The following is a 12,600-nucleotide window of genomic DNA, read 5'->3' on the forward strand; positions in this document are numbered from 1 at the left end:
TTACCAGTGTTACCTCATAAAAATAAGACTCACGCGATGATTACTCAGGTTCGGCGCTTCCCAGTACCTGTGTATTGAACTGGTACACACGTTTAAGCCCTATTTCTGGCAGGCGAATGCTGTTTTGCGTCCGGCCATCTTCACCGGGTTTCAGCCAGCCCGCGTCCACACACAACCTGGCCACCTTACGCGAGTCAAATCCCTTACAGATCTCCTTCCAGCCTGACGGGAGAACGTAGAACGTCACAACCGGCTCCGTCACGTTGTCTCCTTTATCGACTTTTCTGAATCCCATCATTGAAACAGGCCGGTTCCTGTCGTCATTCCAGTCAGCAAACCGACTGAACTGATTACGCGTCATGAAGTCCCGTACCTGTTCAAGTGCCGCTTTATCTTCCTGATTAGCTGTATGGCCCCGGTCAGACATCCATGCAGCCAGGCAACTTTGAGCGGCACGAAAGGCCTCTCCCTCCGGCCATCCTGTGATGCCCGCTTTTGTGGCCAGCTCCCCGGCCATCGCAACCAGAGCAAAACGGGTAACAGCCCGGCCAACCTGATTCCCGGCATTTTCCGGCGTTAGCCTTCGGGTGTACTCTTTCAATAAGGCTTTCGCCTGACTGGTCAGTTCCGGCAGATCAGCGGTCAGGCAATGCAGCCAGTCGCGGAATGGTGCACCATGATAATGCGCTACGTGCTGCTCAAGATGCTCAGCCAGGGTTTTCCCGCTACTGAAACCATGAAGTTCTTCAAACACGCCATATTTGCCTGAATCACTTGGGATCTGGATCATTCTGACCTCAACCCCGGCATACGTACGTTCCCCGGCGCTTGCCGCATGTTCCACCAGTGACAGTTCCCCGGTGGACAGAAACAACAGATTCCAGCGGTTGGTTTCCCTTACCGAACCATCTGTTCTGGCTCTGGCTTTGCCCTGCCCGTTAGCCAGCATATAAGCGATATTCCCCGCCTCCCTGCCGTCAACCTCCCGGATTTCATCCAGCATCAGCGTGGCATCATTGCGGCGGCTCGCCGTTCCTTCTAATGCATTCCCCGTCGCCCTCCACGTATGCCAGAAATCTGTTCCACCACATACCGATGCAGCCACTTTCATCGTCGTGGTTTTACCGTCTGTTGATTCCCCTTTGAGGTGATAACCTCCACCGCCGATACCAACCAGTTTCAGAAGGGGGGCAGCAAATGCCAGACTCACCGCAAAGGCAAGACGGGCATTATTTATGCAGTAACGGCCTATATTTTCACGCCAGTCCTCTGATGTGCCGCTGACACGAAAATCACGCCCCTGCACACTCGACGTTTGTAAGATGACTGACTGGGCTTCGCGCCCTATCACTTCATCCTGGAGAACGTAAACCCCGCCGTGCCAGCCCGTTTTATTCACACAGGTTACTTTTCTGTCCGGTTTACACAGCGAGATATATTCCATCAGGAATGCTCTGGCCATGCCGTTAATGTTGATGTACGAAAGCCCGTTAACCAGCAGAACTCGGCGCAGCTCTTCCCCGCTGCCACCCAGCATCTCCATCGGCATTGCCCATTTACGGCTGTTTCCGTTGGTATCTTCCCATTCCAGCAAACGCCCGTAATTACTCCCATCAGCATCACTGGTGATTGCCGTCACCCGCAACGGACTGGAAATTTTGATATTACGTATCTCCGTATCGCCATCAGACTTATTAACCAGCTTGTCGTACCACAAATATTCTTTTGTCAGCCGGAACCCTTCTGGTAAACGGGTCTGCCCTTTACCATGCAGCGTCATTTCTTCCCGAAAGGCATCTCTCGCCCGTTCTTTCCCCACTTCCTGCCGATAATCATCCCAGTCAGCCTTATGGCGTACCGGAGGGAGCGTTACCCAGCCATCCACCGCTTTGGCGGCTTTCTCTGCCTGAATACGCCCGGTGTTTTCTTTCCCGTCAGCCAGATCATTATCTCCGGCCAGAATGATCCGGGTTTCCGGCCAGCGTTTTCGGATCTGCTCCGTCACCTTCAGTAAATTGGTGGCAGCGACAGCCGCCACGATCCATCCTTCAGTCAGCAGACTGACGGTAAGCGCCGTGGCAAAACCCTCAGTGATAATCACCTGTTCAGGTGTTTCAGCGGGTATATCGGTCAGGGCAATGAATGCGCCAGACAGCTGGCTACCGGGCAGCAGACTTTTATCCCCGTCAGGATTGATAAGCTGACCACCGGTAATATTCCCGGAGATATCCGTCAACGGCAGCAGTAATGAACCGGAGGAAAATGTTATTCCGGCCAGATTCAAAGGCTGTGACAGCAAGGGAAGTGAATACCCGTGTAAGCCCTTGTTTGTCAGATAGACCGGCTCACCATTGCAGGACTGCTGTCTGAGTCTGGTATATCGCTCCGCACCCGCTTCCTTTCCTGCGGCCTTTTTCCTGGCTGGCAAAGCGGGCTTCTTCTGTATTTCGGGTAATGCAAGCGCCTCAGATACCATCCCGGCGGCTTCTTTTATCTTTCTTCCTGTCACCAGACGAACCAGATCAAGACCATCGCCATGACCGCACTGATTACAAAACCACGTCCCACGCCCCGCTTTATCGTCCAGTCGAAAGCGATCTTTGCCACCACAGGCAGGGCAAGCCCCATGATGTCCTGCGGACGGTACTTTGATACCTAATGCTGACAGGATATAAGGCCAGCGCCCAATCGCAGCCCCGGAAATCGTGGATACAGACTGTATTTTCACAGCAGCACCTCCTGACCTTCCGGCTTCACAAATTCAAAACCTTCGGGTAGTTCACCATCAGGTGCACCGAAAATAATATCCCGGTAAACCTCACGCATCTCTGTGACACCAAAAACTGACAGGCGAATATTTTCTGACATAAAGCCTGGTTTAAGCATTTTTTCCAGTTTCTCTGCGGCCAGTATGCAACCAGCATCAGCCCCAAACTCATTCACCCACGGCATTTCAATATGGTAAATAATATTGCTCACCACTTTTTCGTGGGTGAGTTCTATTCGTTCGCCATCTTCAATATAAACAGGTTCATTATGAACACGCTCCATTAAGGAAATGAATGCATCAGCAATGTAGTACCGTAAGACCGCTGTTCGTAAAGCATGCGCCTTTAAATTTTGATTATTATTCATCGCGCATCTCTCCCTTAATTGTGCTGGTTTCCTTAACAACGCCATCCAGTTGTTCAGCAATACAGGCCACTAAAGCCGCAGCGCCTTCCGCTGAAACAGTTCTCGCTCCATTCACTGTGGGAACGGACAAGACCTCTGCAAGGAACTCACTGGCCAGTGCCGCCCGTAACAGACGACTCTCACCCAGTTCACTCAATATGCAGCCTTGCTGAAAATTCATGGATTTCATGCAACCACCTCCCCGGCGCTTTTCACAGGGATACGGGCAGCAAAGCTCAGGATAAATTCAGTGGCAAGTTTAAGGCGTGCAGCATGTTCACAGTCTGCGATTACACGCACAGGGCGTGGACGGGCATCACGGTCTGTACGGCGGACAGCCAGAAAGACAAAGGTAAATTCAGGGTGAGATAAAGCAGGGACTGTAGCCATAATGGCAACCTCCGTTAGATAGCGGGTAACGCTACCACCGGAGTTTCCACGCTCATGGGTGGTAGCCCAGACGGGGGTGGAAATACCGGCTCTAACGGATACCGGCCTGACCGAGGTCAGCCCCGCCTGAGCCACCATTACACGATAGCTACAACAGTAAAGAAACCGCTGTACAGGTAACAGGTGCACAAAGGCAAAGACACAAAAAAAGACGCATGGCGCGTCTGGTGTCGCCGTTAGATTACTCGGGTTTCCACGCCCGGCTGCCGATTTTGCGGCAACCTTTAAACTATATCCCGCATATTCCTGGTGAGGCAAGAAATTTATAACCGAAAACTGATGATTGCCTGGATTAATTAACGCTGGCATGCTTAAGCCTCTGCTTAAAAATAGTTCTTCATTTTTCCTGATGCTGTAAACGAGACCCGCCTCTGAGCGGGTCTTTCTGTCGCTAAGTCAATCCGCAAACGTCAGGGCGCTCTCATCGACAGCCGCGTACAGTTCTGGTTCACCGAGTGCATAGCCTTCATTGCGCAGGTAGGAATGTACGTATTCACTGTTTTCATCATCAAACTCAGCACGAAACCAGCGTGTTATCGCCTGGGTGTAAATATGCAGATTATCCAGCGTCGTTACTGCCAGACGCTTACCCGGCATAAACGGGGGAATAAACGCAAAGCGGCCAGCAACAGAACTTGTAGCCATCTGTGCAGCATTCACATCAGCCGGGCGGTCTGCGGCATTAAATAACTTCAGGCGTTGATGTGCTGCCAGCTCTGCCCCAACCAGTACAACCAGACGGGGATCTTCACGAAACTGCTCAGCAATAAGCTCAGTAATCAGATGGTTGGCCAGAGCATCAATATTTTTCCAGGTGCCAGTCTCTCCCAGAGTGACAGACTCAGAGATGATTTGCTTCCCGTTCCCGTAGGCTTTCGCCAGTGCATGCCAGCCAATATTGACATCCTCGCCTTTTTTATTGATTTCCGGGTTTGTAGTATTTGCAATCGACACACCATTGAAACCGACCCTCAGCATGTCCAGCGCATATGCCTGGGCAAAAAAGCTCTCAACCGTTTTCTCAAACTCATCCGGCACGCCAGTATGGTAAATATGAGACATATCGGAATAGCTGATCCGGGCACAGGTATCCGTCTCTGTCAGAAAGAACTCCGTACCATTGATTGCCATTTTTTTGTGGAAACGGCCACCATCCACACGTCCGGTATGCAGTTCACTGGTACCAATATTGACGGCATTACCTGACACGGCGTTAACATCACGTAGGGTGATATTTTTAATAAGCCACCCGGATTCCAGAATTGAGGTACGCAGTATATTTTCAGAGGGTTCGCTTAATGCAAAGCGTCTGTTTGATTCCTCCTGATAGTTAGTGCCAGTGACGAATTTATTATGATAACGACGTGCTGCGTCCGGCCTTTCAGTTTTGAAGGCATACATAGTTTTTCACCTTTTTAGTATTTAAGAAAAGATTTTATTTTTGTACTCAGCAACCCGATTGTATTTCATTACATGCTCAACATAATCCCGGTCACTTACGACTGAACGTAATACATAATTATCTGCTCGATAGTACTCCCTGTAAGCCATAGTTCTTGCCATTCCACCGTTATTTAATACATAACGATCAGTTGGAATGCTACAACGGCTAATAATTTCACTCACAGAATCAGACAAAGATTTGAGTGCATCTGTAATAAATTTAATATCACGGACAACGTCACCGTCATTAAACACAGAAATAAAATCAGCAGGAATCTGGCCGGATTGAGGAAATATGTTCAGTAAACGCTTCTCAACTCCCTTACCAATGTAGTTAACTTCATCGGCCAGTACGCCCGGTAAAAGCTTGATTGTGCTCAGTCGGCTATGTTGCTCATTCAGCCGGGAAACAGCCAGATGGTAACACCGTTCAGCATCCGCTCGTCCAGCATGCCCCGTTTTATTCGTTTTGGCTTCAGCAATGCTACTGACGCCGTTTTTTGAGAATGTGCTTTTCCATGCAACTTCCGCATTTGTCACTTCACGCTGCCGGAAAGATAACTCTTCCTCTTCCTGACGACACAACTGGGCATAACGGCTCAGGAGCAGGTTGATCTCATTCGCCACAGCTTCCGTATCAGGTACTGTTAACCCCGTAAGTGAATACAACTTTTCACCTTTAGCGCGCAGCTTATTCAGTGAATATATTTCAATAATACGCACAATACAGGCCGTGTCGCTATGAGTCTCTTTAAACGGGCTTACTTTATAGTTTCCTAACACGGAAACATATTCATTCTTAATTGGAAGGGATATGTATTGACTCCCCGCCGGTTGTAGACGGTAATTCATATAAACTCCTCATAAATGCTACTAATACTAATGTTTTTACTCTGAAGAATGGCTATCACGCCAAGCATAGTAGTCACCGGCACGCCATCGAGACATACGACCTAATTTGATTGGTTTAGGAAAACGACCTAGAGAAATCAGTTTATAAATCCATTTATCAGTAAACAGACAATCAGATGTAATGAATTTCATATCAATGAGCGAGTCAGCAGAAGGACGATTATCAGTAAACCCCATAATGAGTTCCTCTCTATGTATCAATCTATATCAACGAAGAGGATTAAAACATCGTTCAAAAATATAAAAAAGGCGAGTAAGCAAAAAATACTTACCCACCAATAATGTTAATTATTTGTAAAGATTGGTTTTTTGAAAATACTAGCAATCATTTTGCAGATTACTTCGAATGATAAGGGCGGTTCTTTCTTATCAGGCCAAAATTCGGCTGCTCGGGAAAAAACAAGCTTTGTTAGCGCTGTAGCATTGTCTTTTTTGACATTAGAGTTTTCTTTGTAAAGATAAATGGCCACACTCAAAACTTGATTTCGCTTTGTTGCATGTCGCTCTTGTTGTGCAATTGATAGCGACTTATATACCTCCGAAGAAGAAGCATCATTATTAATAATATCATACAGTTTTCGAACATCATCGCTTTCTATATATCCATCATGCTCAAAAAAAAGCCCATCAGAATTTTTCCAGTCTATCTGAAAGAACTTTATCTCTTCTGAAAACACTTCCCCTGCTGGAACAAGAAGAGATGGGTATACTGGGAATTGCCCACTAAAATAAATAAAATCCTTCTGGATTCCTGGTGGGTATTTAAAATAACCTTTTATACGTGAAATAACTAAATTCTTGTCATTTTTTATCTCATGTATTTTTATGAGACTATATTGACTAATATAACTATACCCCTCGTCATCCTTATCCAATGAATCAAGATGATTAATAAATTCATTTATACATCTAACTCGATGCTTTGAGAAATTACCCTCCCTGCCAACATATGCAGAGAATGAAAGTTCATTCTCTCCTGCCAGATAAAAAACATCCGCCTCTTCGCAATTTAGCATTTTAGCAACTTCTGCTACTTGATAATGCGTGCGAAATAGTTTCAAAGGAATGGTTTTATTAGCCATTACGATTCATTCCCTCAATAAAATCAGCATACCATTGCATCATTTCTCTGCGTCCTTCCAGATATTGAGCATGGTTATAAATTCCGCGAATAGAATTTTTATCTAAATGAGCAAGCTGGGTTTCAATCCATGCACTGTTAAATCCTTTCTCATGCAGAATTGTACTCATCGTATGCCTGAAACCATGCCCCGTAACACGCCCTGCATATCCAATACGTTTAAACACCTGATTAATGCTTGCTTCACTCATAAATTTGCTAGGATCGTTGCGTCCAGGGAACATCAGCGGGTAGTTCCCAGTTAGTTCTTTCAAACATTTGAGATGGGATAATGCTTGTTTTGGCAACGGGACAATATGGCTCCTACGCATTTTCATACGTTCTTTTGGGATCTCCCACACCGCATTATCAAAATCCACCTCACGCCACTCACCTGCTCTTAGTTCTCCTGTTCTTAGACCCGTCAGGATAAGTAAATGTGCCCCCAGCAATACAATTGGGCTTCCTGAATAAGCGTTAAGGGCAGTAAAGAACTCCGGCAGCTCGTTGGCTTTGAGGAATGGATAGTGGACTGCTTCATGTCCTTGCATCGCACTGGCAAGATCCGGTGCAGGATTGTAGATTGCTCTACCCGTTACGATGGCATAGCGGAAAACTTCACCGCATCGCTGACGGACTTTCTTCGCTTTCTCCATAGCACCTCGTGCTTCTATCAACCTCAGTACTTCAAGTAGTTCAAGGGGCTGAATATCGGCTATAGGTCTGTGTCCAATATGCGGGAAAATGTCTTTCTCAAACGCCTCAATTATGTCTGAAGCATAGCCCTCAGACCATTTGGGAGATTTCATTTTGTGCCACTCTAACGCCACTTCTCTAAATGGGTTAAGTGTCTCGATCGCTGCGTTTAAAGCATGCTTCTTTGCTTTTTTCACTTCGCCAGGATCTTCACCAGCGACGAGTAGTTTCTTTGCGTCTTCGCGTTTTTGTCTGGCATCGGCGAGGGTGACTGTTGGATAGACACCAAAGGACAAGCGCTTCTCTTTACCAGCAAAACGGTACTTCATACGCCAGTAACGCGAGCCATTAGGTTCAACCTGAAGGTACAGGCCACCTCCATCAGATAGCTTATAGCTCTTCTCTTTTCCTTTAGCGGCTTCAACCTTGCGGGCATTCAGCATCATTGGGGGCACATTTCCTAGACCGAACAGAACATGCCCCCGATTGTGCCCCCAATTGTATGTTGATTTCAAGAGATAGGGGTTGACGTCAAATGACGAAGAATCGCGTAATATCTATGTTTTTAAAGGGTTTTGTTGATTTGAGATGACTTGGAAATACTAAGGGATGGTGCCGATAATAGGAGTCGAACCTACGACCTTCGCATTACGAATGCGATGTTAATGCATTTTTAACTACTTGAGCAATCAATCAAAACAACATACTTTATATTATAAAACACCAAGTTATAGCAATAAACCCGTTGATTGAAATTAACAAAAGTTGATGTTTATTCCCTCCATTTACTTACACCAGCAGTTACATTATTGTAAGACAGCAATTCTCAACTGGAGCCGAAAAATGGCGCTTTCAAGACAAAAATTTACCTTCGAAAGACTTCGCAGATTCACCTTACCGGAAGGGAAAAAACAAACTTTTCTTTGGGATGCAGATGTAACAACCCTGGCATGCCGAGCAACTAGCGGAGCAAAAGCCTTTGTATTCCAAAGCGTATATGCGGGGAAAACCCTTCGCATGACTATTGGCAATATTAACGACTGGAAGATTGATGATGCGAGAGCCGAGGCAAGACGGTTACAAACATTGATCGATACAGGGATAGATCCACGAATTGCTAAGGCTGTAAAAATCGCAGAAGCAGAATCCCTGCAGGCAGAATCACGTAAAACAAAAGTGACTTTCTCCGTCGCCTGGGAAGACTATCTTCAAGAATTGAGAACCGGTATCAGTGCAAAAACTAAACGCCCATATTCTACTCGATACATTGCCGATCACATTAACTTGTCCAGTCGTGGAGGCGAAAGTAAAAAAAGAGGCCAAGGCCCGACTTCGGCTGGACCATTGGCTAGTTTGCTCAACCTGCCGTTATCGGAGCTAACCCCAGATTACATAGCAGCGTGGCTGAGTACAGAAAGGCAAAATAGACCTACCGTCACTGCTCACGCTTATCGCCTACTACGTGCTTTCATCAAATGGAGTAATTATCAGAAAAAATATCAAGGGATCATTCCTGGCGATCTGGCACAAGATTACAACGTAAGAAAAATGGTTCCCGTGTCAGCGAGTAAAGCTGATGATTGCCTGCAAAAGGAACAACTAAAAAGCTGGTTTAGTGCCGTGCGTAGCCTCAATAATCCTATTGCATCGGCCTATCTCCAAGTACTTTTGCTCACTGGTGCTCGGCGTGAAGAAATTGCGTCGCTTCGCTGGTCAGACGTAGATTTCAAATGGTCAAGCATGCGAATTAAAGACAAGATCGAAGGTGAACGTATCATCCCTCTCACTCCTTATGTTTCTGAATTGTTAAATGTACTAGCGCAATCCCCAAATTCTGACGTAAATAAGGAGGGTTGGGTTTTCAGAAGTAACAGTAAAAGTGGCAAAATTATTGAGCCGCGTTCAGCGCACAACAGAGCGTTAGTGCTGGCTGAGTTACCACATATCAGCCTTCACGGTTTACGTCGTAGTTTTGGTACTTTGGCCGAGTGGGTTGAAGTTCCCACTGGTATTGTTGCTCAAATTATGGGACACAAACCCAGCGCTCTTGCCGAAAAACACTATCGCCGTCGTCCGTTAGATCTGTTACGAAAATGGCACGAGAAAATTGAGACATGGATCTTAAATGAAGCAGGTATTACCATAAAAAACAACGTTGATATGCGTTGATTCCATTAAAAATCAACATATTACAAAATATCATCAACTATTGATCAAGATAGATTTTCATGTATCGTAATACACAGTTTAGTCAATGATACAGCAACTACACAGGAGATAAGCCAATGGCAACCCCAGCAACTGTATCCATAGAACCCACTCTGGCAGCTATCAGAGCTCGCTGGTGTATTAATTCAAGTAAAACAACTCAATCCTTTAACGATCCTGCGTCCATGGAAGAGGTTGTCGAGTATCTCAAAGGAACATACTCAGCTCTTCGCAAGTCTGTCGCATGCGCCAAACTGAAAATTTTACATCTTAAACAAAGAATGCAAAATGCTACTAACTTTCTCGCGCGTCTGATGTCATGTAAAAATCAGGCATCCAGATCGCATCACAGTACGGCTAAATCAGCTAAAAGTGCCTTATCATCAGATTCAGGTGATGGTAGTGACCCCGACCCCGAGCCCGAAACGTTTCCTTCTGCCTTCATTACTACCCCTACTAATTCAATAATGCTTAAAGCTTTCTTTGCCAATATCTCAATCACTGAGGTGGCAAAATGAGCGCATTCAAACTCCCGGATACATCTCAATCACAGCTCATTTCAACAGCTGAGTTAGCTAAAATCATTAGCTACAAATCTCAAACCATTCGTAAATGGCTTTGTCAGGACAAATTGCCTGAGGGGCTACCTCGCCCAAAACAAATCAATGGCCGCCATTACTGGTTACGTAAAGATGTCCTCGATTTTATAGATACATTTTCTGTACGAGAAAGTCTGTAATAAATTACAGATTTAATTTTATTGATTTATAGCGATGTTGCCCCGAGAAAAATGGGGCAACACTGAGAAATTTCAGATAGTAGTTTTATATTGAGATAACAAAGAGGTTTCCTTAAAAATGTCTAATAGTGTTACTAATTTTGAGATGAGCAGCGTTCTACCAGGAAAAAAACCTTGTCAAGGCAAAAACAATGAGTCACAGGTAGTACAGACTACTCCCATAAAAAAACACTCAGTCACGTTCAAAAATCAATCTTCATTAGGAGTAATTGATCATTATGCCAGACTAACAAATAAATCTCACTCTTCCGTAATAGCGGAAGTTGTGGATTTGGCTATCCCTATATTAGAAAAATGCAATCGTCATAACTGGTCAATAAATGAAATAAAAAATGACCTGTTAAAGTTCTCTATAAAAGAAAGCATCAATCGAAGCCGAGGTAAAACAGAAGTAACTCTGGAAGAGTACTGTTCGTTAATCTGGAAAACGAACATCATGAGTCCATTAAAAATCCCCATTGCAGATTACTTTCAACTGAACGCTAATGATGAATTCATGGGGAAAGATGAAAAAACAGTTATACGTGAAAGGCTATCCTCGCTGAGGGAAAATTACGATATGGAAAAAGCCATTTACATTTACAATCAACGACATTTTAATGTAAAGCATCAAAGTGTCTCAGGATATTCAAACATTATTCTTATTCATAGAACAACCTTTGAGGATTATTACTTTGATGTCGGGCAGACTCTACTCTTGTCAACATCCCAATTAATTATATTCGGGATAAATGAAGTTCTTAGAAGAAAGGGGATTGTTATGCCTTATCCGGTTGTTTGTTGGATTGATATTTACCATGTCAATGAGATGGTGGTTATGCTGCCAGTGATCCGTAAAACAGATGTTTCCAACCGTGTTAATGCACCGGATGACATCATTATAAACCCATACTCACAGGAGAGCAGAACCTAAGAGGTAACAAAGAAGGACAAACAATTATGAGAGGTAAAATACTACTTTACCACTCAAAGTATCGCTGGCAATCACGCTCTATTTTTGGTTATTTTTTATACAAAATAACATTATTCAGGTATCAAAAAATAATTTATGACACCGGAGTGCATCAGATGCGTTCATTTTTTTACACCATATGCAGTAGCGAACAGCAAGAAAGCATTACAGATCATCACTCACTTGCTGAGATATGCCAAAAATTTAATATTCTACCTGAACATGTTGTGATCGAGCAGGTAGATATTAAAGAGGTTGTTTCAGAGCAACGTTTACTCAGACAATTGATTCATCATGAAATGAACCGGCAGGACACGCTTGTCATTCCAGATCTAAGCTGTCTTGGCAGAACTGTGGAGGACTTACAGAATATTTTATTTTTTTGCCTTCAAAAAGAAATGTTTATCTACAGCTACCATCCAGCTTCAAGGATAGAGCCTTCTGCTGAAAGTTGCTTGTCTTTTTTGATTGCTCGTCAGGATACGATTGACATTCACAATCTGAAATCAACTAAAAGCCGATATCGACATGTTAAGAAGAAATTAGGACGAAAGGAGGGAAGCAAATACCGACGTGATATCACAATACTTAAGAAAGGTGGATTTACTCAGGCTGAGATTGCAAAGAAATTGAGTATCAGTTTATCGACTGTGAAGCGGCACTGGAATAACGGAATCATCGGTTAATTCCAGAAGCTAATTGCAGAGTAACTTTTTAACAGCCATCACAGGCTGGGGCTACCTTCGTCTCAAATTTAGATGTTGGATAGGTATTATAATGGCATTGTGTACTCTTACTACCTGTATTCACCAGTAAGAGTAGTAATCAGATCAGTATATCCTTACT

The 12,600-nt window shown here is 44.6% G+C and carries 14 protein-coding genes; 5 read left to right on the forward strand and 9 right to left on the reverse strand.

Annotated features, from left to right (window positions below; genetic code table 11):
- Positions 1 to 40 precede the first annotated feature (40 nt).
- The 9 genes from G8S19_RS17600 to G8S19_RS17640 form a co-directional block, all read right to left on the reverse strand.
- Complete coding sequence (locus G8S19_RS17600) at positions 41 to 2,728, reverse strand: DUF927 domain-containing protein (RefSeq protein ID WP_253685632.1); 2,688 nt, start codon at positions 2,726 to 2,728, stop codon at positions 41 to 43.
- Complete coding sequence (locus G8S19_RS17605) at positions 2,725 to 3,135, reverse strand: hypothetical protein (protein WP_001063903.1); 411 nt, start codon at positions 3,133 to 3,135, stop codon at positions 2,725 to 2,727. Before G8S19_RS17605 ends, G8S19_RS17600 begins: the two co-directional genes overlap by 4 nt.
- Complete coding sequence (locus tag G8S19_RS17610) at positions 3,128 to 3,364, reverse strand: hypothetical protein (protein WP_137477539.1); 237 nt, start codon at positions 3,362 to 3,364, stop codon at positions 3,128 to 3,130. Before G8S19_RS17610 ends, G8S19_RS17605 begins: the two co-directional genes overlap by 8 nt.
- A complete protein-coding gene (locus G8S19_RS17615) occupies positions 3,361 to 3,933 on the reverse strand; it encodes a host cell division inhibitor Icd-like protein (RefSeq protein WP_159137008.1) in 573 nt (190 codons plus the stop codon). The genes G8S19_RS17610 and G8S19_RS17615 overlap by 4 nt, the downstream gene beginning before the upstream one ends.
- A gap of 87 nt (positions 3,934 to 4,020) precedes the next feature.
- Entirely contained in the window at positions 4,021 to 5,025 is a 1,005-nt protein-coding gene (locus G8S19_RS17620; protein WP_159137007.1) for a P2 family phage major capsid protein, read from the reverse strand.
- Positions 5,026 to 5,046: 21 nt separating this feature from the next.
- Positions 5,047 to 5,919 carry a hypothetical protein gene (locus G8S19_RS17625; protein WP_253685634.1) on the reverse strand — a complete coding sequence of 291 codons (873 nt, stop codon included), beginning with the start codon at positions 5,917 to 5,919 and terminating at the stop codon, positions 5,047 to 5,049.
- A 36-nt stretch (positions 5,920 to 5,955) separates the two neighbouring features.
- Entirely contained in the window at positions 5,956 to 6,156 is a 201-nt protein-coding gene (locus tag G8S19_RS17630; RefSeq protein ID WP_000507057.1) for an AlpA family transcriptional regulator, read from the reverse strand.
- 107 nt (positions 6,157 to 6,263) lie between these two features.
- Positions 6,264 to 7,061 (reverse strand): hypothetical protein, encoded by a 798-nt coding sequence (locus G8S19_RS17635; RefSeq protein ID WP_253685636.1) that lies wholly within the window; start codon positions 7,059 to 7,061, stop codon positions 6,264 to 6,266.
- Positions 7,054 to 8,241 carry an integrase arm-type DNA-binding domain-containing protein gene (locus G8S19_RS17640; RefSeq protein ID WP_023568598.1) on the reverse strand — a complete coding sequence of 396 codons (1,188 nt, stop codon included), beginning with the start codon at positions 8,239 to 8,241 and terminating at the stop codon, positions 7,054 to 7,056. The genes G8S19_RS17635 and G8S19_RS17640 overlap by 8 nt, the downstream gene beginning before the upstream one ends.
- A gap of 322 nt (positions 8,242 to 8,563) precedes the next feature.
- On the opposite strand from G8S19_RS17640, the gene G8S19_RS17645 reads away from it, so the two are divergent.
- From G8S19_RS17645 to G8S19_RS17665, 5 genes are all read left to right on the forward strand, one after another.
- A complete protein-coding gene (locus tag G8S19_RS17645) occupies positions 8,564 to 9,964 on the forward strand; it encodes an integrase family protein (protein WP_001407714.1) in 1,401 nt (466 codons plus the stop codon).
- Positions 9,965 to 10,080: 116 nt separating this feature from the next.
- Positions 10,081 to 10,521: a protein YagN gene (gene yagN / locus G8S19_RS17650; protein WP_000224818.1), complete on the forward strand. Its 441-nt coding sequence runs from the start codon at positions 10,081 to 10,083 to the stop codon at positions 10,519 to 10,521.
- Positions 10,518 to 10,742 carry an AlpA family transcriptional regulator gene (locus tag G8S19_RS17655; protein ID WP_001272156.1) on the forward strand — a complete coding sequence of 75 codons (225 nt, stop codon included), beginning with the start codon at positions 10,518 to 10,520 and terminating at the stop codon, positions 10,740 to 10,742. Before yagN ends, G8S19_RS17655 begins: the two co-directional genes overlap by 4 nt.
- A 118-nt stretch (positions 10,743 to 10,860) precedes the next feature.
- Positions 10,861 to 11,715, forward strand: coding sequence for a protein YagM (gene yagM, locus G8S19_RS17660; RefSeq protein WP_023567973.1), 855 nt, complete (start codon positions 10,861 to 10,863; stop codon positions 11,713 to 11,715).
- Between the two features lie 26 nt (positions 11,716 to 11,741).
- A complete protein-coding gene (locus G8S19_RS17665; RefSeq protein ID WP_023567975.1) occupies positions 11,742 to 12,440 on the forward strand; it encodes an ECF-type sigma factor in 699 nt (232 codons plus the stop codon).
- Positions 12,441 to 12,600: the final 160 nt, after the last annotated feature.

Source organism: Citrobacter sp. SX206 (genome assembly GCF_024181025.1).
GTDB lineage: Bacteria > Pseudomonadota > Gammaproteobacteria > Enterobacterales > Enterobacteriaceae > Citrobacter > Citrobacter youngae.

Excerpts from the sequence above, each read along its gene's own strand:
- G8S19_RS17605 (WP_001063903.1), bottom strand. The coding sequence starts at position 3,135 with ATGAATAATAATCAAAATTTAAAGGCGCATGCTTTACGAACAGCGGTC.
- G8S19_RS17610 (WP_137477539.1), bottom strand. The coding sequence starts at position 3,364 with ATGAAATCCATGAATTTTCAGCAAGGCTGCATATTGAGTGAACTGGGT.
- G8S19_RS17615 (WP_159137008.1), bottom strand. The coding sequence starts at position 3,933 with ATGCCAGCGTTAATTAATCCAGGCAATCATCAGTTTTCGGTTATAAAT.
- G8S19_RS17620 (WP_159137007.1), bottom strand. The coding sequence starts at position 5,025 with ATGTATGCCTTCAAAACTGAAAGGCCGGACGCAGCACGTCGTTATCAT.
- G8S19_RS17625 (WP_253685634.1), bottom strand. The coding sequence starts at position 5,919 with ATGAATTACCGTCTACAACCGGCGGGGAGTCAATACATATCCCTTCCA.
- G8S19_RS17630 (WP_000507057.1), bottom strand. The coding sequence starts at position 6,156 with ATGGGGTTTACTGATAATCGTCCTTCTGCTGACTCGCTCATTGATATG.
- G8S19_RS17635 (WP_253685636.1), bottom strand. The coding sequence starts at position 7,061 with ATGGCTAATAAAACCATTCCTTTGAAACTATTTCGCACGCATTATCAA.
- G8S19_RS17640 (WP_023568598.1), bottom strand. The coding sequence starts at position 8,241 with ATGATGCTGAATGCCCGCAAGGTTGAAGCCGCTAAAGGAAAAGAGAAG.
- G8S19_RS17645 (WP_001407714.1), top strand. The coding sequence starts at position 8,564 with ATGTTTATTCCCTCCATTTACTTACACCAGCAGTTACATTATTGTAAG.
- yagN (WP_000224818.1), top strand. The coding sequence starts at position 10,081 with ATGGCAACCCCAGCAACTGTATCCATAGAACCCACTCTGGCAGCTATC.
- G8S19_RS17655 (WP_001272156.1), top strand. The coding sequence starts at position 10,518 with ATGAGCGCATTCAAACTCCCGGATACATCTCAATCACAGCTCATTTCA.
- yagM (WP_023567973.1), top strand. The coding sequence starts at position 10,861 with ATGTCTAATAGTGTTACTAATTTTGAGATGAGCAGCGTTCTACCAGGA.
- G8S19_RS17665 (WP_023567975.1), top strand. The coding sequence starts at position 11,742 with ATGAGAGGTAAAATACTACTTTACCACTCAAAGTATCGCTGGCAATCA.